We start from the raw sequence: 24106 nt of genomic DNA on the forward strand, positions 1-24106 counted from the left end.
CCCGACGTACTCAGAGCCCCCGCAACGCCCGCTGGTAGCGCCGCATGCCGCTGATCCATCGGTCGTAATCGGAGCCCTTGCGGCGGTACATGTCCAACAGTTCCGCGTGCGGCAGCACCAAGAACTGGTCGGCCTGCACCGCGTCGGCCGTCACCCGCGCCACGTCGGCGGCGCTGATGACCGGGGCCGATTGCTCGATCGATGACGCGCCCACCCGCGCGTCTGCGTCGTCGACGTCGCGGATCGCCTGCAGCAGTGGCGTTTCCACGCCGAGCGGGCAGACACAGCTCACGCCTACCCCGTCGTCGCCGTAGGTGACGGCCAGCCATTCCGCGAAGCCGACTGCTGCGTGCTTGCTCACGGCGTAACCGGCGGCACCCAACTGTGTCAGAAGCCCTGCCGCCGACGCCACCGTCACGAAATAGCCAGACCCGCGTGACTGCCAGTTCGGCACCAGTAACCGCGCCGCGCGGATGTGTGCGCGCACGTTGACATCCAGGATGAGGTCCCATCCGGATTCGTCACCGAGGCCCGGCTGCCCCATGACGCCCGCGTTCGCGACGTAGAGGTCGACGGGTCCGAAGTCGGCTTCGGCCCGGGCGATCATCGACTCGATCCCCGCCGTGGTGGCCGCGTCAGCGCAGACCGCGACGGCGCGATCCCCGATGGCATCGGCCACGCGGGTGGCGCCGGGCAGATCGAGATCGCCGACGACGACGCGCGCACCGCGGCCCGCCAGTTCGGCGGCCAGTGCCGCGCCGATCCCTGAGCCGCCGCCGGTGACAATCGCTGTTGCGTCCGTGAGGTCCATGCGCACCATCATCGGCGGCGAGCGTGCGCAAATGCCGGTCACCAGCGGCGTGTCGACCAACAGACGCGCGCGGTCGCCGAAACGACAGGGTCACCTACGCGGTCAGGCGGCGGATGATCGAACGCAGGCGGGGCAGGTCGGCCCCGGTCACCAACTCGCACCCGTGCTTTTCGGCGAGTTTGCGTGCCGCAGGCGTGAAGTCGTGGTTGGTCACCACCATGGTGCGGGTGCAGTCCTGCATCGGCGCCCCGGCGACGACTTCCTGCACTGCTGCGGCGCCGACCGGGCGGGACAGCCGCTTGCACTGCACGGCGAGCCGATCCGGGCGGTGCCCGACGATCAGATCCACGCCCCAGTCGCCGGTCATCGACGTCATGATCACCGGTACGCCGCACGAGCGGGCAATTCGCGCCACGTAGTCCTCGAATTCGGTGCCCGACATCGCGGTGGTCGCCGGGTCCTCCCGCGGCGACGGGGTGGTTGCGCCGGAGACGAAGCCGGAGAAGAACGCCATGAGCAGCCGCGGCAGCAGCGGCGCGGCCAGCGCGACGGCCACACTCCAGCCCACCCCCAGTCCGGACAGGAACGCCGTGAGGCCGGCGGCGACCGCCAGCGCAACCCCCAGCTTCCAGAGCACGGCGCGAAGCGTAGACCGGCCCACCGACGTTTCAGTGCAACCCAGGGCGGGAATCCGCGGTCCGCAGCGCCGACGATCGAGCTGTTTTCAAGGGGAAATTCAGATGTTGCCGCAATTATCCCGGGAGGGCAGCCACACCCGCGGGACCGAACGCACGTCCGCCGCCGCGGCGCGCACCGCACTGGTTTTCACTGCAGCCGGCATCGGCTTCCTGGCTCTCGCCGCGATCTGGCTGGGCACCTGCACAGGCTCCACGATCGACCCGCTGGCCTGTGGCGCCCCGCAGCGCGCACTGCTGGGGGTCGGCGCACCGGCGATTCTTGCGATCGGCGGCATCTACGCCGGAGCCCGCAGCAGCCGGGCGGAAGCCGACCAGATGCCGTGGCTGGTTGCTGCGGGTTGGCTGCTGGTCCTCACGGTTCTTACCGCGATACCTCACCTGCCCTGACACAGAGATGGGCCCAACCGGCGAACCGGTTGGGCCCATCGATCAAGTCAGATCTACTGCTCGCTCTCCTGGCGCTTCTCGGCGGCCTTGGCACCTGCGCGTGCCGATTCGGCCTCGGCTTCCTTCTGAGCGGCGTCGCGCTGAGCGTCGGCCTTGTCCTGCTGGGCCTTGCCCTCGCGGACCATGTCGTCGCGGCCGGTCACGGTGCCGACGGCTTCCTTGGCCTTGCCTTTGACGTCCTCGACGACGCCCTTGATGCCTTCTTCGGGTCCGCTGTTCTTCTCGGTCATGGGGCTTCCTTCCGGTCAGTTCGACTTGTCCGGACTTCCAGAGCCGGATGTCAGAAGGCTTCCCAAGCGGTCCGGGCATTAAACAACAGTGACCTGGGTCTCAACGAACTTCATTGAGTTCCAACGCTTTTCATGTGGTGTTTGGGTGACGCACGACCTGGGGTATCACAGCCCCACCATGACCTCACTGCATCATCGGAGCCAAGATCAGAAACGCACCCGCATAGATGGCCGCACCGAGCAGAATCAACGCCCCCAGGACCGTCGCCGCGATCACCAGGATGCGTCGCAAAGGCCGTTTGTGGGTATCGGCCGGTTCGATGTCATTCATGATCAACGGTTACCCGACCCGGGTGGCCGTTTAACTTTGTCCGCATACACCCGGAGCACCCGTGGATAACGGGGGAGTGGCCTGGGGTAATCTCGCTTCGACATTTCCGGGAGGACAGATGGCCGAAGTCGCTAGCCAGGCTATTGGGCAGCGCTACAGCGCTCAGTCGGTCGAACTCCGTGTCGCCGCGACCCTCGAGAATCTGGCTGTGCTGCGCACGCTGGTGGCGGCGATCGGGACCTTCGAGGATCTCGACTTCGACGCCGTGGCCGACCTGCGGTTGGCGGTCGACGAGGCATGCACCCGTTTGATCCGCTCCGCGGTCCCGGACTCGACTCTGCTGCTCGTGGTCGATCCGCAGCCGGAGGCGCTGTTGGTGCATGCGTCCACGAACTGTGCCAGCCCCGACATTCTCGCGCCGGGCAGCTTCAGCTGGCACGTGTTGAGCTCGCTGACTGATGAGGTGACCACGTTCTCTGACGGCCAGTCGTCCGGGGGTCAGGTATTCGGGATCTCCATGACGACGAGGCGAGCGAGTTCGTTGCAGTGACGCGCTCGTCGTCCAAGGGCTCGTCGCGTTCGAGCTCCGAGTACGCCGACGTCGCCGAGATGTTCCGGGCGTTGGAGAAGCTCGAGGAAGGCACCTCCGCCTTCCAGCGTCAGCGTGACCGGATCGTGGAACGGTGCCTGCCGCTGGCCGATCACATCGCGCGCCGCTTCGACGGCCGTGGTGAACCGCGCGACGATCTGGTTCAGGTCGCGCGAGTCGGCCTGGTCAACGCGGTGATCCGCTTCGACGTGAACGCCGGCTCGGATTTCGTGTCGTTCGCCGTGCCGACGATCATGGGCGAGGTCCGCCGCCACTTCCGCGACAACAGCTGGTCGGTGAAGGTGCCGCGGCGCCTCAAGGAGCTGCATCTGCGCCTGGGCGCGGCCACCGCGGAGCTGTCCCAGCGGTTGGGCCGGGCGCCGACGGCCACCGAGTTGGCGGCCGAGCTGGAGATGGACCGCGACGAGGTGATCGAGGGCCTGGTGGCCGGCAGCTCCTACAACACCCTGTCGATCGATAGCGGTGGCGGCAGCGGCAACGAGGACGCGCCCGCGATCGCCGACACCCTCGGTGACGTGGACATGAGTCTCGACCAGATCGAGAACCGCGAGGCGCTGCGTCCGCTGCTGGAAGCACTCCCGGAGCGCGAGCGCACGGTGCTGGTCCTGCGGTTCTTCGAGTCGATGACCCAGACCCAGATCGCCGAGCGCGTCGGCATCTCACAGATGCACGTGTCGCGCCTGCTGGCGAAGTCGCTAGCTCGTCTCCGGGATCAGCTCGAGTAGACGGGGCGGCTCGGCGTGCACCGCGGTCAGCGCGGTGGCGGTGTCGACGCAGATCGGCAGCGTCGAGTCCGGGTCGCACAACCGGAGCAGCCGGTCGACGGCCAGGCTGGGCACCAAGGCCCACCGGATGTTCTCGCCCGCGCAGCGCACGTTGAGCGTGTGCAGCGCGGAGAAGCCGGCGGTGGCGAAGAAGCTCAGCCCGGTCAGGTCGAGGACCAGCCACTGGGTCTGTTCGCTGTCGACCAGTGAGAAGTCGACCAGTTCGTTGCAGTTGGCGGCGTCGAGCTCGCCGTGTGCCGAGATGACGACGGTCGACTGTTGCGGCCGGCTGCGCTCGAATTGAGCGGCGTGGCAGCTCAGCTTGTCGTCGGCTGTCTCGGGGGTTGATTCGGGGGCGAAAGTAGGCATCGTGACTCCATCTGATCGGAAGTGCACGCCAAGGGGGCCCTGGTTCTGAAAGCCTTGCGCGGGTCGATTGACCGCGTTCGATGACGTTGTCGGAAGGCTGGAAATTTCAACCCGTGCTTCGAACCATACGCTCTTTCGTCGATCTTGGACAATGGTTCTAGGTAGATGGTCACAATTCTCAGGAAGGGGCTGACGGCAGCGTCAGTAGATCCGGTGTGTGTAGCGAAAATGGTTGAGCAGCAGACGATTACTGCTGGTGGCATCTTGTTGGCCGCTGGCGCCGGTCTCAGGTTCGGGCAACCGAAGGTGCTGGCGGCCGATGGTGCCTGGTTACGGGCCGGGGTCGCGGCGCTCAGCGGCGGGGGCTGCGACGACGTTGTGGTGGTCCTCGGCGCGGCCATCGTCGACGTGCCTGAACCGGCCCGCTCTGTCGCAGCTTCGAATTGGGCTGTGGGAGTGAGTGATTCGGTGCGCACCGGGCTGGTCGCGCTGGGCGACGCGGTCGACTTCGCGGTCATCACCACGGTGGACACCCCCGACGTCGACGCCGCGACGGTGCGCCGGGTCGTGCAGGCAGCCCGGGCCTCGTCGTCGGGGTTGGCGCGCGCTGTCTACGACGGCCGTCCGGGCCATCCGGTGGTGATAGCCCGCCGGCACTGGCCGGAGTTGCTGGCCATGTTGGGCGGGGACGAGGGCGCCGGACCGTTCCTCAAGGCGCGCGACGACGTCGTCGCCGTGGATTGTGCGGACCTGGCTACGGGACAGGACATCGACGAGCCCTGAAAGGCCTCACAGCATCGCGTCGGCGAAGCGGCGCACCGCTTCGCCGCCGGTCTGCCCGGCGTCGTCGTGACCAGGCCGGCAGCGAACGGTGAGCGTCCGGCTCGCCGGGTCCAGGGCGACTTCGGCCAGCAGTTCACCGGTGGTCGGCTCGCATACCGCCCAGGTGAATCGGGTTTCGCTCGCCCAGTCCTCGGCAGCAACGGCCACGTAGTCGGCGCGGCGTTCACCGAGGTCGGCGAGGGCCGGCCGGTCGTCGACGCGTTCATCGGCGCGCAGGGCGCGCAAATACCATGCGCCGGCGTTGATTTCGACGGGTTCCACACGCTCAGCCTGCCATGCGCGTTCGAGACAGGGATCGGCCCCGCTGCGAAGCTTCGCAGCGGGGCCGTTCCACCCCTCGATTTGTGATGCCGGCTGTATTGAGGACCGCTGGCAAACGACGTCGTCGGTTCGACGCGAATGTATACCTCCGTCGTCGACAGAGGGAAGCTTTCCGGGAAAATGAATTTCGCTTCCCGGAGGGGCGTTATACGAACTGTTGATTCCGAGCCCGGCTAAACACCGGAATCCCGCCGCTCGGCGTTGCCGAGGGCGGGATTCCGTGTGTCGGACCAGCAGCTGGAGAGGTCTACTCCTCGGAGCTCTTCAGCTCGCAGATCACAGTGCCCTGGGTGATCGCGGCGCCGGGCGCTGCGGACAGGCCGGTGACGACACCGTCCTTGTGCGCGGTGACGGGGTTCTCCATCTTCATCGCCTCGAGCACCACCACCAGGTCGCCGGCGGCGACGGTCTGGCCCTCTTCGACGGCGACCTTGACCACGGTGCCCTGCATCGGCGCGGTGACCGAGTCGCCGGACGCGGCCGCGCCGCCGGCGCCACCGCGCTTGCGCGGCTTGGGCTTCTTGCGGATGGCGCCGTGCGGCGCGCCGCCACCGCCGTTGCCGAGCGCGAGGTCGCCGGGCAGCGACACCTCGAGGCGCCGGCCGCCGACCTCGACCACCACGGTCTGGCGGGGGATGGTGTCTTCCTCCTCGATCGGGTCGCCGCCGGTGAACGGCTCGATGGTGTTGTCCCACTCGGTTTCGATCCAGCGGGTGTGCACGTCGAACTTGGTGCCGTCGCCGATGAACGCCGGGTCGGAGACGACGGCGCGGTGGAACGGGATGACCGTCGCCAGGCCCTCGACGTGGAACTCGGCCAGCGCGCGGCGGGAGCGCTGCAGCGCCTCGTCGCGGGTGGCGCCGGTGACGATCAGCTTCGACAGCATCGAGTCGAACTGGCCGCCGATGACCGAGCCGGCCTCGACACCGGAGTCCAGGCGCACGCCCGGGCCGGTAGGGATGTCGTAGCGGGTGACCGGACCGGGGGCGGGCAGGAAGCCGCGGCCGGCGTCCTCGCCGTTGATGCGGAACTCGATGGAGTGTCCGCGCGGGGTCGGGTCTTCGGTGATGTCGAGCGGCTCACCGTTGGCGATCTTGAACTGCTGGCGCACCAGGTCGATGCCGGAGGTCTCCTCGGTGACCGGGTGCTCCACCTGAAGGCGGGTGTTGACCTCGAGGAAGCTGATCAGGCCGTCCTGGCCGACCAGGTACTCCACGGTGCCGGCGCCGTAGTAGCCGGCTTCCTTGCAGATGCGCTTGGCCGACTCGTGGATCTCCTTGCGCTGCGCGTCGGTCAGGAACGGCGCGGGCGCCTCCTCGACCAGCTTCTGGAAGCGGCGCTGCAGCGAGCAGTCGCGGGTGCCGGCGACGACGACGTTGCCGTGCATGTCGGCGATGACCTGTGCCTCGACGTGGCGCGGCTTGTCGAGGTAGCGCTCGACGAAGCACTCGCCGCGGCCGAACGCGGCGACGGCCTCGCGGGTGGCCGAGTCGAACAGCTCGGGGATCTCCTCGATGGTGCGCGCGACCTTCATGCCGCGGCCACCGCCGCCGAACGCGGCCTTGATGGCCACCGGCACGCCGTACTCTTTGGCGAACTCGACGACCTCGTTGGCGTCCTTGACCGGGTCCGGGGTGCCGGGCACCAGCGGCGCGTCGGCGCGGGCGGCGATGTGGCGGGCGGTGACCTTGTCGCCGAGGTCGCGGATGGACTGCGGGCTGGGCCCGATCCAGATCAGGCCGGCGTCGAGCACGGCCTGGGCGAAGTCGGCGTTCTCGCTGAGGAAGCCGTAACCGGGGTGCACGGCGTTGGCGCCCGATTTCTTCGCGGCGTCGAGGAGCTTCTCGAACACCAGGTAGGACTCGGCGGAGGTTTGGCCGCCCAGCGCGTAGGCCTCGTCTGCCAGGCGGACGTGGGGCGCGTCGGCGTCGGGTTCGGCGTAGACCGCGACACTCTCGAGTCCGGCGTCCTTGGCTGCGCGGATCACCCGGACGGCGATCTCCCCGCGGTTGGCGACGAGCACCTTGGAGATCTTTGAGCTGGCGTGACTGGCCACTGAGCCTCCTGATGGCGTGTTTTCTAAGAGCGTCTTTAAGAATGTATCCCGGGGCAGTTTATGCGCACGAAGCCGGGTGTCGGCGAGCCGGTCCCTTACCGGCGAGTAACCCCGTTGGGTGTCGTGGCCCTCGGGGTACGCCCTGGCGGCGAGGCGCACCGAGTCGCATTGATCACCGTCGACGCGGTGCAGGCGTTCGAACTGCTCAAGCGGCTCTCGCAAGACTCCAACGCCACGCTCGTCACCGTCGCGCGCCAGCTGATCGAGGCGGATCACCCCGCGAAGCGGCTGACTGAGTGACACCGGCAGATTTCTAATCAAGCGAAATTCAGCAAACATGTGCCGGGTTATGTCGCGCTCGCTTACGCTACGGCCAGATTCACCAGATAGGCACAGCTCGGCTGTGTGAAGAAAGCTTGATTGTCATGAGAATTTCCAGGCTGACAATCCCGCTGACGCGATCAGTGCAATCTGCGACACGATCGGTCACGGGTGAGCGCCGTCGCCCCAGTCGGTGACGCGTCGACTGAGCTGGAGCCGGCGACGAGTCGGCTGTTGCGTGCCGCCCGGAGACTCCTGAGCGTGCGGCCCCCGGCGGTGCAGCTGTGGCTGCTGGTCATCATCACGGGATATCTGGTGACCACTCTGCCCGGTATGCGGCCCCAGCCCGGCTACTCCTGGTGGTTGGACGGCATCGGCCAGAACCTCGCCTGGGCGGCGGCCACCGTCCTGTGCGTCGTGCGGACGCCGGCGACGTCACCGGATCGGATGGCGTGGCGGATCATCGCGGCCGGCCTGCTGTCGTCCGGAGCGGCCAACATCTATTACCTGTGGTTCGTGCAGCCGACCACGGTGTTGCCCACGCCGTCGGTCTGGGCGGGGCTGTGGCTGGCGTTCTACCCGTGCAGTTGCCTGGGACTGATCCTGCTGACCCGCCCGCGGATGCGGCGCGTGCCGCTGGGGCGGGTCCTCGACGGGGTGGTGGTGGGGCTGGGAACGGCCACCGTCGGCGCGGCGCTCGTCGTGCCGCAACTGCTGGCGTATCTGGGTCCCGGCTTCACCCGGGCAGCGGCGACGCTCGTCTATCCGATCGCCGATCTGGTGCTGCTGGCACTGGTGGTGTTCTCGCTGTCTTCGCTGCGGTGGCGGGTGCCCCCGGCGATGTGGTGGTTGGCCGCCGGACTGGTGGTGTTCGCGGCGACGAACTCGTTGTTCGTGATGCGGCTGGCGCGCGGCGACTATCAGCCGGGTGGCCTGCTCGACGGCAGCTGGGTGCTCGCGGCCCTGCTGGTCGCGGTGGCTCCGGGGTTCCCCTCGCGCCCGTTGCACCACCGTCCGCCGCCCACGTGGGCTCCGCTGGCGGCACCGCTGCTGGCGGCGTGCGCGGCCATCGGCGTGCTGGCCGCGGCCGGCTACATCTCGATCACCCCGGCCGCCCGGTGGTTGGCGGTGGCCACGCTGCTGGCCGCGCTGGCCCGGCTGGCGGTGGCTTTCTTCGAAGCACGGTCTGCCGGAGTCCGCGCCCGCGAGGCACGCACCGACGAGTTGACCGGGCTGCTGAACCGCCGCGGATTCTACGAACGGGCCTCGGAGGTGCTGGCGCAAGGATGTACCGACGACAGCGGATTCCATTGCGCCCTCCTGCTGTTCGACCTCGACCACTTCAAAGACGTGAACGACTCGCTGGGGCACGCCGCTGGTGACGAACTGCTGCGGATGGTGGCGTCGAGGCTGGCTGCTTCGGTCGAGGACACCGCCGTGGTGGGCCGGCTGGGCGGCGACGAGTTCGTGGTGCTGCTGCCCGATGCCCGGGTGGACGCCGCCGTGGCGCTGGCGTCGACGCTGATCGCCGTACTTCAGGAAGGGCTGGAGCTCGACGGAGTGGAGATTCGCACGGACGCCAGCGTCGGGATCGCGGTGGCCGGTCAGCACGGCCGCGAGCTGACGACGCTGTTACGCCACGCCGACATCGCGATGTACCGGGCCAAGCACTCCCGCGCCGGTGTGCTGGTTTACGCCGCCGATCAGACCGGGCAGAGCACGACGCGGGCGGGCATGGAGATGCTGGCGCAGCTGCGCCGCGCGATCGAGCTCGGTGAGCTGACGGTGCATTACCAACCGAAGGTGGCCCTGCCGACGCGGGAGATTTGCGGGGCGGAAGCGCTGGTGCGCTGGCCGCATCCGAGGCTCGGGATGCTCTACCCCGACCAGTTCCTGCCGCTGGCCCGACACCACAGCCTGATGGACGCGATGACCGAGTTCGTGATCGACCGCGCTCTGACCGACGTCCGGCGGTGGAGCGCCCACGGCCACCCGCTGCCGGTGTCGGTGAACCTGCCGGCACCGTTTGTCACCGACCGCGGGCTGCCCGAGCGCATCACCGAGACGCTGGCCCGCCACCAGGTGCCCGCGGCGCTGCTCGCGGTCGAGATCACCGAGGAGTTCATGCTGGGCCATCTGGAGCAGGCGCGCGCCGTCCTCGACCAGATCTGGACCCTCGGGGTCGCGATCGCGATCGACGACTTCGGTACCGGCTATTCGGCACTGTCCTATCTGCGGGACCTGCCGATCGACGAGGTCAAGCTGGACCGATCATTCATCGCCTCGGTCACCGACGACGCCGACGCCGCGGCCATCGTGCGCGCGGTCATCGACCTGTCGCACACGCTGGGCCTGATCACGGTCGCCGAGGGCGTCGAGACGTCCGACGCTGTCGCAGCGCTGGAATCGTTCGGCTGCGACGTCGTGCAGGGCCACCATTTCAGCCCGCCGGTCGACGCGGCAGAAATGCAGCGCCTGCTCGTCGCGCAGGACGAGCGCAGCGGTATGCGGTCCGCCGCAGGGTCGCCAAGGCAGCGGCTGGCGCGGCTGATGTCGCCGCGCGCCCGCAGGCGTGCTCGTTAGCCGTTTAGCGGAAGCTGTTGGGCATGCCCCAGGTGCCGTAACGCCACTTCTTGCCCTTGGTGCGGCCCGGAACCGCGATCATCGAATCGCGGACGTCGCCGTGCGCGTGGACTTCACCGATGTCGGCGCCGCGCACGTCACCGTAGGTGGCGTCGCCCTTGATGATGCCGATCGAGTCGGCCTGGCCGCTCTGGACGCCCGGGGTCGGACGGATCTCGTCGGCGTGCGCGGAGGCGACGCCGAGCGCGGCCACCGTGCCGAATGCGGCCAGCGCAATCACACTTCCCATGCCGAGCTTCTTGCCGATGCGAATCGCGTTGAGTTCGGCCATAAGTCAGTGTCTCCTGAACGTCGTCGGTCATGGATGGCGTCGGGCCCCCCGGACAAAGGCGACCCTACCCGACTAATTCGCTGCGACGTCGGGCCCCGTTACTGCAGGCGACGTTTGATGCGGGTCAGCATCGCCGACATGCCGCGCAGCCGCAGCGGGCTGATCAGCTTGGCCAGCCCGAGATCGGTGTAGAAGTCGTCGGGGACGGCCAGGATGTCGTCGGCGGACTGGCCGTCCAGGCCGGTGGCCAGGATCGCCGCAAAGCCGCGCGTGGTGGGCGCTTCGGCGGGCGCGCTGAAGAACAGCCGGACATGGCCGCGGTCGGCGGCGTCGACGTGCAGGAACAGCGGGGACTGGCACTCCGGTACCGGTTCCATCGCGGCCTCTTCAAGCTCCTCGGGCAGCGGTGGCAATTCGTCGGCGAATTCGAGCAGCAGCGCGAGCTTGTCCTGGCCGTCGACGTCCTGGAAGTCGGAGACCACGTCGGCCAGCGCGCCCGGCATACTCACGGCGCCTCGCCGGGTTCCTCACCGACGGCGACGGGCACGCGCACCGCGTTGCCCCACTCGGTCCAGGAGCCGTCGTAGTTGCGCACGCCGGGCAGCCCGAGCAGGTGGGTCAGCACGAACCAGGTGTGGCTGGAGCGTTCCCCGATGCGGCAATACACGACCGTTTTGTCGTCGGGCTTGATGAACCCGTAGAGCTCCTCGAGTTCGGTCCGGGGACGGAACTTTCCATTGTCCAGCGCGGCTTTGGCCCACGGGATGGACACCGCGGTGGGGATGTGGCCGCCGCGCAGCGCGCCCTCTTCGGGGTAGTCGGGCATGTGGGTGCGTTCGCCCGTGTACTCCTGCGGGGAGCGCACGTCGATGAGCGGCTGTTCGCCGAGGATCGCCAGTACGTCGTCCTTGAAAGCGCGGATGGCGGCGTCGTCGCGCTCCACGACCGGGTAGCCGCTGGACTGCTTGGTCGGCACGTCGAGGGTGGTGTCGCGGCCGTCGGAGATCCACAGGCTGCGGCCGCCGTCGAGCAGCCGCACATCCGGGTGGCCGAACAGCGTGAATACCCACAGCGCGTAGGCGGCCCACCAGTTGCTCTTGTCGCCGTAGATGACGACGGTGTCGTCGCGCGCGATGCCCTTGCGGTCCATCAGCGCGGCGAATTGCTCGCCGGTGATGTAGTCGCGCACGTTCGGGTCGTTGAGGTCGGTGTGCCAGTCGATCTTGACCGCGCCGGGGATGTGGCCGGTGTCGTAGAGCAGCACGTCCTCGTCGGATTCGACGATGGCCAGCCCGGGCCGGCCGAGGTTGCCCGACAGCCAGTCGGCGGTGACCAGGCGTTCCGGGTGGGCGTAGGACTGCAGGGCGGGGCTGGGATCAGGCGGTAGCGGCACGTGATTCAGCCTACCGCTGCGGTGATGGCGGGCCCGCGTGTGTCGGCCCGCAGCAGACCGGCTGCGGCGCGGCCGTGACGGTGCCGACCGCGATGACCGAAGCGCACCAGGGCGGGGGAGAGGCGGCTCAGGAGGCAATAGTTTGCTCTTTGTGCACGCTGTAGCCGTCGCTTCGATGAGTGACGGTATCGGTCGAGCGCAGGCGGCACGGGGTACGGCCGCCAACTGATTGTTGATACGCACAACTGTTCGCTGTTCTCACGACCTCGCGTTGTGCCGACTCGAATCATGAGATTCATCGGAGAGCACGGGGGAACGGCGACGTCTGGACGTGTCAATGGGCTACCGTGGTAGCGACTTTCAGCAGTCTTTCAAGGAGAGGTTGAGGCCATCAACAAGAAGTTGCTTGCATCGGTGGCGACGGTGGGGCTGGTAGCCGGCGGTTCGATCGGCATGGCCGGTCCGGCCACGGCGCAATCTGATCCCGTGTGGCGGATGCCCGACGTGCGTCAGATGATCCTGCAGCGAGCCGTCGACGAGGTGGCCGAGATTGCCGCGCCGGAGAAGCTCAACTTCTTCTTTCAGGACACTAAAGGCCCACGTGAGGTTATCAACCTGACCAACTGGACGGTATGTGCCACCTCGCCCAGTCGGGGGGGACGTATCAGCCCGACGACCAAGCGGGTCATCTTTGCCGTCAAGCGGGCTGCAGACGACACCTGCTAGCGATCATGCCGTTTGCCGTTCGGGCCGGGCAGCACCGGCCCGTTTCGCCTGTTGTCGGGAAAATTCTTTAACATTCGCGAGTTCCGATTGACAGGCTGAGCGTTAGCTGAGAAGCTTTCACCAACATTGCAGGACATCAAAACCTTTTGGGGGGAAAATCAAATGAGTGCCTTCGTGACCAAGTTCCAGGTGACGGCCGCTGCCGTCGCGATGGGGGCTGCTGTTGCGTTCACGCCGGCCGCCGCGAGCGCGACCCCCGCTGTGCAGCAGGTTGCTGCCGCCCCGGTGCAGCAGATGGCCGGCGGTGTGGCGGAGGCCCCGGGCGACCTGCTCTACTACAGCCGCGTCATCTCGCTGCAGTTCGTTGCCGCGTCGATCCGCTTCAACAGCGAGATCCTCGAGCGGCGCGCTCTGCGCCTGCAGTCCTATGCGGACCGGTACCCCGATACCTTGTTCGGCCGCTGGGCAGCTGCTGCCGCGCAGCGCACCATCGAGCGCTACAACGCCTACGGTCAGTTCGAGCTGAGCGCCTGCCGTGGCAGCGAGGGCATCCAGGTCGGCCCGTACGGGAACGTCACCCGCGGCTGCGCCAGTACTACCACCTAGTCACTGCGGAGCCGCAGCTCAGACATCCGTAATCGGAGCCCGTAGACCTATGAGTGTGTGTACGGGCTCCGGTGCGTCTGCGGTATGAAATCCCGTTGTGATCGACTGTCCTGTCGGTTTATCGCTCCCACAAATCTGCCACCGACACCCCAGCCGCGGCGAGCATCGCCCGAATCAGCGGCAGGCTGATCCCGATGACATTGGACGGATCGCCCTCGATGCGGTCGATGAACCAGCCGCCCAGCCCGTCCAGTGTGAATGCACCGGCGACGTTGACCGGTTCCCCGCTGCCGACATAAGCCGCAAGCTCGTCGTCCGTCGGATTTGCGAAATGCACGGCGGTGCTGCCGGTTTCGCTGTCGGTGTGGGTGATGACACCGGTGGAGATACGTAGCAGCGCGTGTCCGGTAAGCAGATGCCCGGTCACGCCGGCCATCGTGCGCCACTGTTGAAGTGCTGTGTCCGCGGTACCGGGCTTTCCGCGTAGCTGCCCGTCGACGTACAGCATGGAATCGCAGCCCAGGACGACGCAGTCGGAGGTGACGTCGGCGGGAAGTTTTGCCGCGACCTCAACGGCTTTCGCATTCGCGAGCCTGGCCACCACGGCCTCCGGTGGCGTGCCCGGGTCCATGGCATAGATGATCGCGTCCTCGTCGACGTCGGAGACGACGACGAGAGGGTCGATACCGGCTTGCTGCAGCACCCGCAGCCGGCCGGCCGACGCCGACCCGAGAACAACGCGGGTCATCAGTGCCGCATGTGCATGCGTTCCCACAACGTGACGCGCTGCCAGCTGGTCGGGGAGTAGCGCAGTTTGTCGACCGGGTGACCCCACAGGTTGAGTTCCTGCGGGCCCGGGTCGTGGGCGCCCGCGCCGCCGGCGGATCCGAGCACGGCCACCAACGCGGCGATCTCCTCGACCGACGGGTTGCCCTTGACCACCTGAAAGTGCGGCTCCGGAGGTGGTGGGTCGTCGATCGTCATGTCCCGCGGGTCGGAGACCTCGACGATGTCGGCGTCATGGTTCATCAGCGAAAGTCCTTGTCTGGCAGGCGGTGACGGCCGGGTCTACAGCGGGATGTTGCCGTGCTTCTTCGGCGGGGTCTGGGTGACCTTGCGCTCGAGCAGCCGCAACGCGGTGCCGATGTAGCCGCGGGTGTGCGAGGGCGGGATCACCGCATCGACATAGCCGCGCTCGGCCGCGATGTAGGGATTGACGAGGGTGTCCTCGTACTGCTGCTGCAGCTGCAGCCGCAGCGCATCCACGTCCTCGCCGTTCTGCGCGGCCTCCTTGAGTTCCTTGCGGTAGACGAAGCCCACGGCGCCGGAGGCACCCATCACGGCGATCTGCGCGGTCGGCCACGCCACGTTGACGTCGCAGCCCATGTCTTTGGACCCCATCACGCAGTAGGCACCGCCGTAGGCCTTGCGGGTGATCACGGTGACCTTGGCGACCGTGGCCTCACCGTAGGCGTAGAGCAGCTTGGCGCCGCGACGGATGATGCCGTTGTACTCCTGGTCGGTGCCCGGCAGGAAGCCCGGCACGTCAACCAGCATCACGATCGGGACGTTGAAACAGTCGCAGGTCCGCACGAAGCGGGCGGCCTTCTCCGAGGCGTCGATGTCCAGGCAGCCGGCGAACTGGGTGGGCTGATTGGCCACGATGCCGACCGGGCGGCCGTCGATGCGACCGAACCCCACGATGATGTTGCCCGCGTAGCCGGCCTGAATCTCCAGGAACTCGTCGTCGTCGAGGATGCGGGTGATGACCTCGTGCATGTCGTAGGGCTGGTTCGGCGAATCCGGGATCAGCGTGTCGAGCTCGAGATCCTCGTCAGTGAGGTTCTCCTCGATCGGGCCGGGCTGCGGGGCCGGGTAGCGCGGCGGCTCGGCGTAGTTGTTGGGCGGCAGGTAGCTCAGCAGGTCGCGCACGTACTCCAGGGCGTCCTGCTCACCGGAGGCGACGTAGTGCACGGTGCCCGACTTCGACATGTGGGTGTGGGCGCCGCCGAGCTCCTCCATGGTGACGTCCTCACCGGTGACGGTCTTGATCACGTCGGGGCCGGTGATGAACATCTGGCTGGTCTGGTCGACCATGATGACGAAGTCGGTCAGCGCGGGGGAGTACACGTGCCCGCCGGCCGCGGCGCCCATGATCAGCGAGATCTGCGGGATCACTCCGGAGGCCTTGATGTTGTTGTGGAAGATGCGGCTGTACAGGCCCAGGGAAACCACGCCCTCCTGGATGCGGGCGCCGGCGCCGTCGTTGATGCCGATCAGCGGGCGGCCGGTCTTGATGGCCAGCTCCTGGACCTTGACGATCTTCTCGCCGTAGACCTCGCCGAGGCTGCCGCCGAACACCGTGGCGTCCTGGCTGAACACGCAGACATCGCGGCCGTCGATGGTGCCGTACCCGGTGACCACGCCGTCGCCGGTGGGCCGGTTCTTCTCCAGCCCGAAGTTCTTGCTGCGGTGCTTGGCCAGCGCGTCGAGCTCGACGAACGAGTCCTCGTCGAGCAGCGCGAGGATACGCTCGCGGGCCGTGAGCTTGCCCTTGGCATGCACCTTCTCCACGGCGGCCTCACCGACCGGGTGCTGGGCCTCCTCGGCGCGCTTGCGCAGGTCGGCCAGTTTCCCGGCGGTGGTGTGGATGTCGATGTCGTGCTCGGCGGCGGGCTCAGTCACGCTGGTCATGCGTTGATGCTAACGGCGACGCCACTGGCCGTCGCGAGCGGCCCTTACTAGTCCCTTAAGAAGTCTTTGGGGGCGCGGTCGGCGCCCCGCGATCGGGCGCTGCGGTTGGTAGCCTGCGTTCAACCGCGGACCGCGGGACGGGGGAGAGGATATGCGCTATCACTCGGAGGAATCGCGCGCGGTTCGGGCGGTTGCGCACGTGGCTCGCGGTTGTCGCCCTTGGTTATGTAGGTCTCACCCTGATTCTGCGGTCGCTGCCACTGACTGCCAACATTTCGTTGCTCGTCGCGGTGAGCGCCCCGTACGCAGTTCTACTTGCCGTGGCGACGTTTTTGGGTGCCATGCTTGCCCGGCAGGCGGTGCTGGCCTTCGTCGCGGTACTCGTGATGGCTGCCAGCGCTGGCGTGCAGCTGCATTGGTACTACGGCAACCAGGTGCGACCACCGGCAGAGGGGATCGAGATTCGCGTCCTGTCGGTCAACCTGCGGAAGGGCCGCGCCGATGTCCAATCGGTAATCGATCTTGCCCGGACGGGTGCCGATGTCATCACGTTGTCGGAGTTGACCCCCGGGTGGGTGAAACAGTTCTACGCGGCGGGCATGCGCGAGGTGTTTCCGCATTCAGTGCTGGTACCCGCACCTGATGCCGGGGGGATCGGCATCTGGAGTAGATACCCGCTCGAGAGCATCGCATCTCTCAAGGGTGGGAGCATGGTGGCGGCCCGTGTGACCGTCCCGGGCCTCCCCGACGCCGCCATAGTCGCCGCAGTCCACGTCATTAACCCTTTGACGTTTTATGGACGCGCTTTCGAACTGTGGCGAGCCGGCATGGCTACGCTCGACACTCGGATGATCGACTTGGCGGAGCGGGCGGGCGCGGCGCCGGTAATCATTGCTGGTGACTTCAACAGCACGCCCGATATGCGGCAGTTTCGCGATTTGCTTCGCGTGGGCTTCAACGATGCCGCTGCTCAGCTCGGTTCCGGGTGGGCTCCGACGTTTCCTTCAGGCCGTCGGATACCGTCCCTTGTCACGATCGATCACGTCCTCACGCGGCACGCGACGACGGTGTCGCTTCGCACTGTTGAGGTACCCCAGACTGACCACCGTGCACTTGCGGCCACCATTGTTGTGTGACGCACTGGGGCGCCGAATAGGAATATCCGCTAGAACATGCGGTCTCGGCAAATGATCTGACTTGGATGAGCCAGTCAGGGCCCTCACCCGCAAATGCCTGCTACACCCTGGCGACTTCCTCGCAACTCGCGTAGCGGACCTGCTGGTCATAGATGTTTCGTCATAGGGCAAGTGTCCGAATTTCTTTCGCGCGTTTTGGTTGACAGTGGGGGTGCGGTCTGGGATGCTTCCAGCAACACAGAGGGAACCAACCGTCTTTGGGGGGAACAAATGAACGCCATTGCAACTAAATTTCAGGTCACCGTGGCTGCCGCTGCGGTTGCAGCGACGACCGCCCTTGCGCCGGTCGTCGCTAATGCCGCGCCCGCGAATGTGCACGTGCCCGCCGCCCCGGTAAGTCAGATGGTGGGTGAATTGCCGCAGGCGCCCGGCGACTTCCTCTGGTTCGTGCAGGTGGCCTCGCTCCAGAACATTGGGACGATTATCCGGGCGCGGTCTGCCCGCCTCGACAGCAGGGCTCAGCGACTGCAGGCATACGCCGCCCTGAACCCCGACACGTTCTTTGGCCGGTGGGCTGCGGCCGCCGCAGATCGGTTGATCGCACAGCGAAATGCGTACGGCCAGCTCAACTTCAGTGCATGCCGCGGTGGCACCGGCATCGCGGTTGGCCCGTACGGCACCGTGACCGCGGGCCCCTGCTAAGCATTTAGACGCCAACGCAATTCATCAACCGTAGAGCTGAAGCCTGCACGTCCTGACGTGCAGGCTTCAGCCATGCAATAGGAAGCTCTGAGTGCGATTTCTTCCGCGACGTCACGCTGATTCCGATCCCAACGATGACGAAGGTGACGGCACCGAAGCCGATTACGACGAGGACGGGCGGCGACTGCCGGCTTTTCTGCGTCGTCGGGAGTTCATCTGGGGCGCAGCCGTATTGGCGGTTGTGATCCTCGGGCTGGGCGCCTGGGTGGCCGTCGGCGCCTTTCAGGCCAAGTCGAATCTCGAGCGCGCCCGCGACAGTGCGCAGTCCGCCAAAGACGCGTTGTTGGACGGCAATACCGAAGACGCTTCGGCAGCGGCGGACGACGCGCTCGAAGCCGCGCAGGCCGCCCGCGACGCCACCCACTCCGTGGCGTGGAACCTCGTGTCCGGGGTGCCCTGGCTGGGCAGTCCCTTCAAATCAGGCCAGCAGGTCACCGATGTTGTCCTGGGGCTCGCGGCGGATGTTCTACGGCCAGCCGCGGATGTCGGGCTGACCATCTCGCCGGACCGGCTCTATCAAGACGGACGGGTCGACGTCGACCTGTTGCGCAGCCAGGAAGCCGAACTGTCCGAGTTGGCGACCAGTGCTCGCCGATTGAATGGCGAAGCTGGCGCAATCACCGACCCTCGCTATGTGTCGCTTCTAAGCAACGCGCGTACCCAACTGCAAAGCCAGATCGCGGGAGTGTCATCGATCATCGAGAACACAGCCTTGGCAGCACGTTTGGCTCCATCGATGATGGGTGCCGACGGTCCGCGTTCCTATTTCATGGGCTTCCAGACCAACGCTGAAGCACGCGGAACGGGTGGATTGCTTGGTGGTTTCGGGATTCTCCGATTCGAGAATGGCGAGGCAAGTGTCGACACACTGGCGTCCAATACGGACCTTGAGGGGGCTGTCGCGCCCATTGACCTCGGCGCAGAATACGACCAGCAGTACGCGTTCGCCGAGCCATTCACCGATTTCCGTAACAGTAACCTGAGTCCACATTTTCCATATGCTGCACAAATCTGGAAGACGATGTGGCAGGAGCGTACTGGGCAAGTCGTGGACGGTGTCATAGCGATTGACCCGGTAGCGCTGAGCTACATCCTCGGTGCCACGGGACCGGTGACCATGCCCGACGGGGAGGTGATCACCCGGGACAACGTTGTCGAGCTCACCGAATCGACTGCTTATATCCGCTTCCCGGAAGACCAAAGTGCGCGAAAACAGTATCTGCAAGACATCGCAAACGCTGTAGTCACGAAGATGACAGGGCCGGTCAACTCGCCTCGTCAGCTTCTCGATGCTCTGGGTAAAGGCGTGAGTGAGCGTCGGATCGCGGTCTGGAGCGCGTCTGCGACCGAGCAAAAGATTCTCGAGGAGACTCCTTTAGCTCATGTCCTGCCCGAAGACGACGGACCGTTCGCATCGGTCGTTATCAACAATCTGGGCGGCAATAAACTCGACTATTACCTCAGGACACAAATCGAGTACGCGGCGGACGAATGCCGCGGCGACACCAGGGCGTCGACGGTCAATGTGAAGTTGACCAACACAGTGCCCGATGGCCCGTTGCCCGATTACGTTGCGGCCGCGGCAGGTCTTTCCCCTGAGCTGCTGATCCGCGTGCCTAAGGGCACCAACATTGCCTCGGTGCGTTTGTTTGCAACTAAGGGTGCGGAGCTGTCCAGCGTGATTTTGAACGGGGAGAAAGTGCCGGCGATCCTGAATACAGAGCGCGGGCATCCGGTGTTCGAGGTTCAGGTGATAATCCCGCCCGGCCAATCCGCCGACATTACATACCAGATGTCCGAACCCACTGTTCAGGGCGAGCCGCGCGTGCTCACGCAACCGCTGGTCCAGACCGTTGAACCTAAAGTGCAGGTACCTCGGTGCTGATGTGGCCGATTATATGAAGATCTCGAATGCAAATGTGTTTTATTGCGCAGGGGCGCCGACCGTCTTTTGTGCCCTAGACGCTCAGTAGTGGAGGGCTCCATTGAATCTGCAAGAATTAATCAAGGTACTGCGTTCTCGATGGATAACCATTGCCGTCATGGTAGTCATCTCATTGCTCTTAGCTGTATTGGTTAACCTCTTCACCACTCCGCTATATCAAGCGTCGACACGTTTATTTGTCTCCACGACTGCTGGCTCATCGCTCTCTGATGTTTACCAAGGTAATAGATTTTCGCAAGAGCGCGTGATCTCCTACGCAGAACTTCTGAGGGGCGAGACGATCGCTCAGCGGACTATCGATAAAATGGGTCTAGATATGTCGGCAAAGGAGCTACAGGAAAACGTAAAAGCGACGGTAAAGCTGGACACCGTACTTATTAATGTCGATGTGCTGGACATTTCTCCGATTCGGGCGCGCGATATCGCGAACACACTTTCGGGTGAATTTGTGAAACTGGTTGAGGAGCTCGAGACTCCGCAGGACGGCACCAGTCCGGATGCGCGGGTCGTGATAGAGCAGCGCGCAACAATTCCAGAATCTCCTGTGACACCCAGGACTAATCGCAACTTGGCAATTGGGCTGATATTAGGTCTGCTCGCAGGCACCGGTCTCGCGGTCGCTCGTGATCTGCTGGATAATACCGTCAAAGACCGTGACCTCCTGCAGGAACTGACTGAAACTGGAATCGTTGGCAGTATTCCTCTTGATAAGGAAAGAAGGAAGACTGCGGCTATCGCGTTTGACGCCGACAACTCGATTATTTCGGAGGCGTTTCGCAAGCTGCGCACGAACCTGAAGTTTTTGTCAGTTGACAATCCGCCGCGGTTGCTAGTTATCACGAGTTCGGTACCGAGCGAGGGTAAATCAACTACTTCTATTAATATTGCACTAGCCCTGGCTGAAAATGACAACAAGGTTGTACTCGTGGATGGGGACCTGCGCCGGCCGGTGTTGCACAAGTACCTCGACCTTGTCGGATCAGTGGGGTTTAGTACGGTTTTGAGCGGGCAAGCCACCCTGTCTGACGCTCTTCAAAAGACCCGATTTCCTGGCTTGACAGTTCTCGCCTCTGGAGCGATTCCGCCGAATCCGAGTGAATTGGTCGGTTCACAGTCGGCCAGGAATATCCTCGCACAGTTGAGCAGCGAATTCGACTACGTGATAATCGACTCCACGCCGTTGCTTGCCGTTACCGACGCGGCGCTCCTCGCGGCAGGTGCTGACGGCGTATTGCTGATCGCTCGCTACGGCCACACACGGCGTGAGCAGATTTTACATGCCGTTCAGAACCTCCGCGATGTAGGAGCACCCCTGCTAGGGGCAGTGTTTACGATGACGCCGACACGCGGGGGAGGATCGTATGGCTATGGATACTCCTACTACGGAGCCGAGGCTGAGGGGCGACCACAAGCATCGCCTCATGGCGCTGGCGCCCGTCGGAGCGCGACGTTTCGTCGTAAAAATGCCCAGCGCGCGCGAGAAAAATCGGAATGAACCTGTAGCGCGGCATCAGATGGCACCGGCGCATAGTGGTATGGAGCAGGATGACTGGGTCTGAGGGCGCTGGGAAACACGGCATCTGCATTGGAGCTTTTCCAAGCCCATTCAAATTGACTGATACGCAGACCTCGAATCGGTTGGTGCGTAGGATCAGATCAGAAAAAGCGTCTGAAGCGTGGGTGACGCTCGCTACGAACCTCTAAAGACGGATACTGCTTCTATTGCCCTACGTCCGTCTCGTGCAAGCACTAAGGCAACTCCAGATTAATTGACTCTCTATTTATCGATCTATGTCGCCCGTTTGCATTTGGAGAGATTCGTGTCACGATGGCACGCGTGAAAGGCATAATTCTGGCAGGCGGCTCGGGGACGCGCCTACACCCGATCACACTCGGAGTGTCGAAGCAATTGATTCCGGTCTATGACAAGCCGATGGTTTACTACCCGCTTTCGACCCTGATGCTGGCGGGTATCCGGGATATATTAGTGATTACGACACCGCACGACGCTAAGCACTTCCAGCGGCTTCTTGGCGATGGCTCGCAATTCGGAATATCTATAAGCTTCGCCGCGCAGCCGCGGCCCGACGGCCTCGCCCAAGCCTTCACGATTGGCTCGGATTTTATTAGGCACGACAAAGTAGCGTTAGTGCTTGGTGACAATCTGCTGCACGGGCCCGGGTTGGGTACACAATTACAGCGGTTCACAGAAGTCAGCGGCAGTGTCATCTTCGCTTACCGGGTAGCTGAGCCTTCAGCCTATGGCGTTGTAGAGTTCGATGAGCGCGGCAGCGCGATCTCGCTTGAGGAAAAACCTCGCATCCCCAAGAGCAACTTCGCGGTACCCGGACTGTATTTCTACGACAATGACGTGCTCGCGATCGCCCGAGAATTAAAACCAAGTAGTCGTGGAGAATACGAAATCACTGACGTAAACCGAATCTATCTGAAGCGAGGAATGCTACGGGTGGAGGTGTTGCCCCGTGGGACCGCATGGCTCGACACCGGAACGTTCGATCAGATGACGGACGCCGCGGAGTACGTACGCACCATAGAACGGCGGACTGGTCTGAAAATCGGCGTACCCGAAGAGATAGCCTGGCGGCAGGGTTTCATTTCTGACGATGAGCTATGCGAGCGCGCCGGTACGTTCGCTAAGTCCGGGTACGGAACCTATTTGGCGGAGTTGTTGGAACGGGGTCACTGATGGGCCGAATGCTGGTGACGGGTCGTCCAGAATTCATCAGCTCGAAATTCGTGCCCGCCAGCGCGGCCCATACCGATCATCAAGCTATCCGAGCGTTTTCTTCTCTACTCAAGCAGTGACCGGAGCGCACAATGACCGTATTCGGCAAGAAATTGACATCAGGGCCGACGCCCATACCTGACCTCGAAATCTGGGAGTTGACCGTGCACGGCGACAATCGGGGATGGTTTAAGGAGAACTGGCAGCGCGAGAAGATGGTGGATGCGGGTCTTGCCGACTTCGGTCCCGTTCAGAACAACATCTCCTACAATTCGACGGTCGGAACGACCCGCGGCATTCACGCGGAGCCGTGGGACAAATTTGTCTCGGTGGCATGTGGACGCGTCTTTGCTGCTTGGGTCGACTTGCGGGAGGGCCCTACATTCGGCACCACGTTCGCCACAGAGCTCGACGTGTCACGAGCCGCATATGTGCCCCGCGGCGTCGGTAACGCCTTTCAGACTCTCGAACCTCAGACGACGTACACATACATGGTTAACGACCACTGGTCGCCCGGTGCTCAATACATTTCGCTCAACTTGGCCGATGATACTGCGGCGATCGAGTGGCCTATCGACCTGCGACGCGCAAAGATATCGGACAAAGACCGTCAGCATCCGGTGTTAGCGGACATCATCCCGATTCCAAGGCGAAAAACTCTGGTGTTAGGAGCGTCTGGACAACTGGGCCGCGCCTTGCGGGTTGCCTATGCTGACGCTCGGCACGCCGAATTCGCCGACCGCAATGAAATTGATCTCACGGGGACCGACCTCGTGTCGATGCGGCGGTGGCAAGATTACGACACCATTATCAATGCTGGGGCATTTACCGCCGTTGACCGCGCTGAGACACCCGACGGTCGAGCTGCAGCGTGGGCGACAAATGTCACCGGCGTGGCGGCATTGGCTCGGATCGCATCTCGATTCGGTATTACCCTTGTGCACATCTCCAGTGACTACGTCTTTGACGGCACGGGGAGGCGAGCCTATTCCGAGGACGATTTTGTCGCCCCGTTGGGGGTGTATGGGCAGACTAAAGCAGCAGGCGACCAATTGGCAGCCACCGTGGCGCGTCACTACATCGTGCGCACCTCTTGGGTTATCGGAGAAGGCCGGAATTTCGTAAGCACCATGCTGTCATTAGCGCATCGGGGGGTTAACCCGTCCGTGGTGGATGATCAGTACGGGCGATTGACATTCGCCTCCGAGTTGGCGAGAGCGATAGTTCACTTAGTCGACAGCGGGGCCCCATATGGCATCTATAACGCAACGGGCGGGGGACCCGTCATGTCGTGGGCGGATGTATGTCGACGGACATGAAAAGCTGCCCACTGGCGGACATGAAAATGCCCATCCGCGGCCAATAAGTACTGCCCATCGGCGG

The 24106-nt window shown here is 64.6% G+C and carries 27 protein-coding genes; 14 read left to right on the forward strand and 13 right to left on the reverse strand.

Annotated elements, in window-relative coordinates; genetic code table 11:
- Positions 1-10: 10 nt before the first annotated feature.
- Together ACAG25_RS23400 and ACAG25_RS23405 are read right to left on the reverse strand one after the other, a co-directional pair.
- Entirely contained in the window at positions 11-811 is an 801-nt protein-coding gene (locus ACAG25_RS23400) for an SDR family oxidoreductase (protein ID WP_370490870.1), read from the reverse strand.
- Positions 812-905: 94 nt separating this feature from the next.
- A complete protein-coding gene (locus ACAG25_RS23405; protein WP_370490871.1) occupies positions 906-1448 on the reverse strand; it encodes a restriction endonuclease in 543 nt (180 codons plus the stop codon).
- Positions 1449-1551: 103 nt separating this feature from the next.
- Between ACAG25_RS23405 and ACAG25_RS23410 the strand changes: the two genes are divergently transcribed.
- Positions 1552-1896, forward strand: coding sequence for a hypothetical protein (locus ACAG25_RS23410; RefSeq protein ID WP_370490872.1), 345 nt, complete (start codon positions 1552-1554; stop codon positions 1894-1896).
- 53 nt (positions 1897-1949) lie between these two features.
- Here the strand turns inward: ACAG25_RS23410 and ACAG25_RS23415 are convergent, their stop codons facing one another.
- Together ACAG25_RS23415 and ACAG25_RS23420 are read right to left on the reverse strand one after the other, a co-directional pair.
- The gene (locus ACAG25_RS23415) at positions 1950-2186 is read right to left on the reverse strand and encodes a CsbD family protein (protein WP_370490873.1); all 237 of its coding nucleotides are present in this window, start codon (positions 2184-2186) and stop codon (positions 1950-1952) included.
- 184 nt (positions 2187-2370) lie between these two features.
- Positions 2371-2517 carry a hypothetical protein gene (locus ACAG25_RS23420; protein ID WP_370490874.1) on the reverse strand — a complete coding sequence of 49 codons (147 nt, stop codon included), beginning with the start codon at positions 2515-2517 and terminating at the stop codon, positions 2371-2373.
- 118 nt (positions 2518-2635) lie between these two features.
- On the opposite strand from ACAG25_RS23420, the gene ACAG25_RS23425 reads away from it, so the two are divergent.
- Positions 2636-3067, forward strand: a complete 432-nt coding sequence (locus ACAG25_RS23425; RefSeq protein ID WP_370490875.1) for an ATP-binding protein — start codon at positions 2636-2638, stop codon at positions 3065-3067.
- Between the two features lie 59 nt (positions 3068-3126).
- The gene (locus ACAG25_RS23430) at positions 3127-3852 is read left to right on the forward strand and encodes an RNA polymerase sigma factor SigF (protein WP_370490895.1); all 726 of its coding nucleotides are present in this window, start codon (positions 3127-3129) and stop codon (positions 3850-3852) included.
- Here ACAG25_RS23430 and ACAG25_RS23435 read toward each other — a convergent pair.
- Positions 3823-4260, reverse strand: coding sequence for an STAS domain-containing protein (locus ACAG25_RS23435; protein WP_370490876.1), 438 nt, complete (start codon positions 4258-4260; stop codon positions 3823-3825). The genes ACAG25_RS23430 and ACAG25_RS23435 overlap by 30 nt on opposite strands.
- Before the next feature lie 228 nt (positions 4261-4488).
- Here ACAG25_RS23435 and ACAG25_RS23440 point away from each other — a divergent pair, with 228 nt between their 5' ends.
- Positions 4489-5043, forward strand: a complete 555-nt coding sequence (locus ACAG25_RS23440; protein WP_370490877.1) for an NTP transferase domain-containing protein — start codon at positions 4489-4491, stop codon at positions 5041-5043.
- Positions 5044-5049: 6 nt separating this feature from the next.
- Here the strand turns inward: ACAG25_RS23440 and ACAG25_RS23445 are convergent, their stop codons facing one another.
- Both ACAG25_RS23445 and ACAG25_RS23450 read right to left on the reverse strand, forming a co-directional pair.
- A complete protein-coding gene (locus ACAG25_RS23445) occupies positions 5050-5364 on the reverse strand; it encodes a hypothetical protein (RefSeq protein ID WP_370490878.1) in 315 nt (104 codons plus the stop codon).
- Positions 5365-5671: 307 nt separating this feature from the next.
- Positions 5672-7480 carry a biotin carboxylase N-terminal domain-containing protein gene (locus ACAG25_RS23450; RefSeq protein ID WP_370490879.1) on the reverse strand — a complete coding sequence of 603 codons (1809 nt, stop codon included), beginning with the start codon at positions 7478-7480 and terminating at the stop codon, positions 5672-5674.
- A 168-nt stretch (positions 7481-7648) separates the two neighbouring features.
- On the opposite strand from ACAG25_RS23450, the gene ACAG25_RS23455 reads away from it, so the two are divergent.
- Both ACAG25_RS23455 and ACAG25_RS23460 read left to right on the forward strand, forming a co-directional pair.
- The gene (locus ACAG25_RS23455) at positions 7649-7780 is read left to right on the forward strand and encodes an ANTAR domain-containing protein (protein WP_370490880.1); all 132 of its coding nucleotides are present in this window, start codon (positions 7649-7651) and stop codon (positions 7778-7780) included.
- A 282-nt stretch (positions 7781-8062) separates the two neighbouring features.
- Complete coding sequence (locus tag ACAG25_RS23460) at positions 8063-10384, forward strand: putative bifunctional diguanylate cyclase/phosphodiesterase (protein ID WP_370490881.1); 2322 nt, start codon at positions 8063-8065, stop codon at positions 10382-10384.
- Positions 10385-10388: 4 nt separating this feature from the next.
- On the opposite strand, the gene ACAG25_RS23465 is transcribed toward ACAG25_RS23460, so the two are convergent.
- The 3 genes from ACAG25_RS23465 to ACAG25_RS23475 all read right to left on the reverse strand — a co-directional run bounded on the left by ACAG25_RS23465 (position 10389) and on the right by ACAG25_RS23475 (position 12108).
- Positions 10389-10715 (reverse strand): hypothetical protein, encoded by a 327-nt coding sequence (locus ACAG25_RS23465; protein WP_098003828.1) that lies wholly within the window; start codon positions 10713-10715, stop codon positions 10389-10391.
- A gap of 98 nt (positions 10716-10813) precedes the next feature.
- Positions 10814-11218: a SufE family protein gene (locus ACAG25_RS23470; RefSeq protein ID WP_370490896.1), complete on the reverse strand. Its 405-nt coding sequence runs from the start codon at positions 11216-11218 to the stop codon at positions 10814-10816.
- 2 nt (positions 11219-11220) lie between these two features.
- Complete coding sequence (locus tag ACAG25_RS23475) at positions 11221-12108, reverse strand: sulfurtransferase (protein WP_370490882.1); 888 nt, start codon at positions 12106-12108, stop codon at positions 11221-11223.
- 414 nt (positions 12109-12522) lie between these two features.
- Here ACAG25_RS23475 and ACAG25_RS23480 point away from each other — a divergent pair, with 414 nt between their 5' ends.
- Together ACAG25_RS23480 and ACAG25_RS23485 are read left to right on the forward strand one after the other, a co-directional pair.
- The gene (locus ACAG25_RS23480) at positions 12523-12834 is read left to right on the forward strand and encodes a hypothetical protein (RefSeq protein WP_370490883.1); all 312 of its coding nucleotides are present in this window, start codon (positions 12523-12525) and stop codon (positions 12832-12834) included.
- A gap of 162 nt (positions 12835-12996) precedes the next feature.
- On the forward strand, positions 12997-13440 hold the full coding sequence (locus tag ACAG25_RS23485; RefSeq protein WP_370490884.1) for a hypothetical protein: 444 nt from the start codon (positions 12997-12999) through the stop codon (positions 13438-13440).
- Positions 13441-13558: 118 nt separating this feature from the next.
- On the opposite strand, the gene ACAG25_RS23490 is transcribed toward ACAG25_RS23485, so the two are convergent.
- From ACAG25_RS23490 to ACAG25_RS23500, 3 genes are read right to left on the reverse strand one after another with little or no spacing between them, the layout of a single operon-like run.
- Positions 13559-14188 (reverse strand): nucleoside triphosphate pyrophosphatase, encoded by a 630-nt coding sequence (locus tag ACAG25_RS23490; protein WP_370490885.1) that lies wholly within the window; start codon positions 14186-14188, stop codon positions 13559-13561.
- Positions 14188-14469 (reverse strand): acyl-CoA carboxylase subunit epsilon, encoded by a 282-nt coding sequence (locus tag ACAG25_RS23495; RefSeq protein ID WP_370490886.1) that lies wholly within the window; start codon positions 14467-14469, stop codon positions 14188-14190. The genes ACAG25_RS23490 and ACAG25_RS23495 overlap by 1 nt, the downstream gene beginning before the upstream one ends.
- A gap of 39 nt (positions 14470-14508) precedes the next feature.
- Positions 14509-16134 carry an acyl-CoA carboxylase subunit beta gene (locus tag ACAG25_RS23500; RefSeq protein ID WP_370490887.1) on the reverse strand — a complete coding sequence of 542 codons (1626 nt, stop codon included), beginning with the start codon at positions 16132-16134 and terminating at the stop codon, positions 14509-14511.
- 320 nt (positions 16135-16454) lie between these two features.
- Between ACAG25_RS23500 and ACAG25_RS23505 the strand changes: the two genes are divergently transcribed.
- The 6 genes from ACAG25_RS23505 to ACAG25_RS23530 all read left to right on the forward strand — a co-directional run bounded on the left by ACAG25_RS23505 (position 16455) and on the right by ACAG25_RS23530 (position 24042).
- A complete protein-coding gene (locus ACAG25_RS23505; RefSeq protein ID WP_370490888.1) occupies positions 16455-17270 on the forward strand; it encodes an endonuclease/exonuclease/phosphatase family protein in 816 nt (271 codons plus the stop codon).
- A 270-nt stretch (positions 17271-17540) separates the two neighbouring features.
- A complete protein-coding gene (locus ACAG25_RS23510) occupies positions 17541-17972 on the forward strand; it encodes a hypothetical protein (protein WP_370490889.1) in 432 nt (143 codons plus the stop codon).
- Between the two features lie 91 nt (positions 17973-18063).
- Positions 18064-19917 (forward strand): DUF4012 domain-containing protein, encoded by a 1854-nt coding sequence (locus ACAG25_RS23515; protein WP_370490890.1) that lies wholly within the window; start codon positions 18064-18066, stop codon positions 19915-19917.
- A 100-nt stretch (positions 19918-20017) separates the two neighbouring features.
- Positions 20018-21472, forward strand: a complete 1455-nt coding sequence (locus tag ACAG25_RS23520) for a polysaccharide biosynthesis tyrosine autokinase (protein ID WP_370490891.1) — start codon at positions 20018-20020, stop codon at positions 21470-21472.
- Positions 21473-21814: 342 nt separating this feature from the next.
- On the forward strand, positions 21815-22684 hold the full coding sequence (gene rfbA / locus ACAG25_RS23525) for a glucose-1-phosphate thymidylyltransferase RfbA (protein ID WP_370490897.1): 870 nt from the start codon (positions 21815-21817) through the stop codon (positions 22682-22684).
- Between the two features lie 131 nt (positions 22685-22815).
- Entirely contained in the window at positions 22816-24042 is a 1227-nt protein-coding gene (locus tag ACAG25_RS23530) for a sugar nucleotide-binding protein (protein ID WP_370490892.1), read from the forward strand.
- Positions 24043-24106: the final 64 nt, after the last annotated feature.

It is taken from the genome of Mycobacterium sp. pV006, from assembly GCF_041287115.1.
GTDB lineage: Bacteria > Actinomycetota > Actinomycetes > Mycobacteriales > Mycobacteriaceae > Mycobacterium.

Excerpts from the sequence above, each read along its gene's own strand:
- ACAG25_RS23400 (WP_370490870.1), bottom strand. The coding sequence starts at position 811 with ATGGACCTCACGGACGCAACAGCGATTGTCACCGGCGGCGGCTCAGGG.
- ACAG25_RS23500 (WP_370490887.1), bottom strand. The coding sequence starts at position 16,134 with ATGACCAGCGTGACTGAGCCCGCCGCCGAGCACGACATCGACATCCAC.
- ACAG25_RS23490 (WP_370490885.1), bottom strand. The coding sequence starts at position 14,188 with ATGACCCGCGTTGTTCTCGGGTCGGCGTCGGCCGGCCGGCTGCGGGTG.
- ACAG25_RS23420 (WP_370490874.1), bottom strand. The coding sequence starts at position 2,517 with ATGAATGACATCGAACCGGCCGATACCCACAAACGGCCTTTGCGACGC.
- ACAG25_RS23430 (WP_370490895.1), top strand. The coding sequence starts at position 3,127 with ATGTTCCGGGCGTTGGAGAAGCTCGAGGAAGGCACCTCCGCCTTCCAG.
- ACAG25_RS23510 (WP_370490889.1), top strand. The coding sequence starts at position 17,541 with ATGAACGCCATTGCAACTAAATTTCAGGTCACCGTGGCTGCCGCTGCG.
- ACAG25_RS23410 (WP_370490872.1), top strand. The coding sequence starts at position 1,552 with ATGTTGCCGCAATTATCCCGGGAGGGCAGCCACACCCGCGGGACCGAA.
- ACAG25_RS23465 (WP_098003828.1), bottom strand. The coding sequence starts at position 10,715 with ATGGCCGAACTCAACGCGATTCGCATCGGCAAGAAGCTCGGCATGGGA.
- ACAG25_RS23425 (WP_370490875.1), top strand. The coding sequence starts at position 2,636 with ATGGCCGAAGTCGCTAGCCAGGCTATTGGGCAGCGCTACAGCGCTCAG.
- ACAG25_RS23415 (WP_370490873.1), bottom strand. The coding sequence starts at position 2,186 with ATGACCGAGAAGAACAGCGGACCCGAAGAAGGCATCAAGGGCGTCGTC.
- ACAG25_RS23530 (WP_370490892.1), top strand. The coding sequence starts at position 22,816 with ATGACCGTATTCGGCAAGAAATTGACATCAGGGCCGACGCCCATACCT.
- ACAG25_RS23470 (WP_370490896.1), bottom strand. The coding sequence starts at position 11,218 with ATGCCGGGCGCGCTGGCCGACGTGGTCTCCGACTTCCAGGACGTCGAC.
- ACAG25_RS23435 (WP_370490876.1), bottom strand. The coding sequence starts at position 4,260 with ATGCCTACTTTCGCCCCCGAATCAACCCCCGAGACAGCCGACGACAAG.
- ACAG25_RS23440 (WP_370490877.1), top strand. The coding sequence starts at position 4,489 with ATGGTTGAGCAGCAGACGATTACTGCTGGTGGCATCTTGTTGGCCGCT.
- ACAG25_RS23485 (WP_370490884.1), top strand. The coding sequence starts at position 12,997 with ATGAGTGCCTTCGTGACCAAGTTCCAGGTGACGGCCGCTGCCGTCGCG.
- ACAG25_RS23495 (WP_370490886.1), bottom strand. The coding sequence starts at position 14,469 with ATGAACCATGACGCCGACATCGTCGAGGTCTCCGACCCGCGGGACATG.